The sequence below is a fragment of the Kutzneria sp. 744 genome, from assembly GCF_000568255.1.
Lineage (GTDB): Bacteria > Actinomycetota > Actinomycetes > Mycobacteriales > Pseudonocardiaceae > Kutzneria.
In genome coordinates, this window is sequence record NZ_KK037166.1 from 9,492,965 (window position 1) to 9,494,023 (window position 1,059).

Here is a 1,059-nt window from a genome sequence, read left to right on the forward strand (position 1 = left end):
CCCGACTCGCCCTGTCGGAACTGCGCGGCCACCCCGGCCGGACGCTGCTGCCCGGTCTGGCGCTGCTCGTCGGCGTCGCCTGCCTCATCGCCTCGCTGATGCTCGGCGACGCCATGAACAGCGCCGTGAAGGCGGGCGCGGAGCGGGTGCCGCAGTCGGTGGGCGTGGTCGTGTCGACGATCGGCGCGGAGAGCCAGGCCCCCGACATCAACGCCGTGGCCCAGCAGCTCGCCGGCGCGCCGAACATCGCCAAGGTCGTGCCGGTGCAACGGGTGTCGGTCGACGTCGTCGGCGCGGACGGCCGCGCGCTGCCGAACCGGGTCACGGCGGCGATCGACCCGGGTGACGCCTCCCTCAACCGCTACGCCCTCCAGGACGGCCGCACGCCGGCCGCCGACGGCGAGGTGGTCATCGACAAGGTCACGGCCTACCAACGGCATCTGTCCCCGGGCAAGAAGCTCACCGTGGTCGACGCCGGCGGGCACCCGGTCCAGGTCACCGTGGTCGGCGTGACGCAGATGGGCGCGCACACCGACGAGCCCTTCATGATCGTCGGCAAGGACCTGGCCACCAAGCTCAACCCCAAGTTCGACACCACCGAGCTCGACCTGCTGCTCGCCCCGGGGACCAGCGACGTCACGGAGCGGGCCAACCTGGCCCAGCAGCTCGGCACCGGCGTCAGCGTGCGCACGGGCGACGGCGAGCGGACCGTCCAGAGCTCCGACAACACGGTCCGCGTGCTGCTGTTCCTGTTCAGCCTCCTCGCCCTGGCGACCTCGGTGTTCGTCGCCGGCGCCACCTTCCGCGCGGTCTACCTGCAACGCCAGAAGCAGACGGCGCTGCTGCGCTGCGTCGGCGCCGACCGCACGCCGATCGTGTGGGCCAACCTGATCGAGGCGCTGCTGCTCGGCGGCCTGTCCGGCGCGGCAGGGGCACTGCTGGGCGGGCCCGTGGCGCGACTACTGGGCTGGGTCCTCGACATCACGGGCGTGTCCACGATGCTCGGCGCCACGCAGCTGGAACCGGCGGCGCTGCCATCCATCGGCTACCTCATCACTG

General features: G+C 72.4%; 1 protein-coding gene. It reads left to right on the forward strand.

Translation table 11 applies throughout. The annotated features are described in order from the left end of the window. The coding region (locus KUTG_RS43430) for an ABC transporter permease (protein WP_198047507.1) at window positions 1–1,059 on the forward strand (1,059 nt) is incomplete at both ends.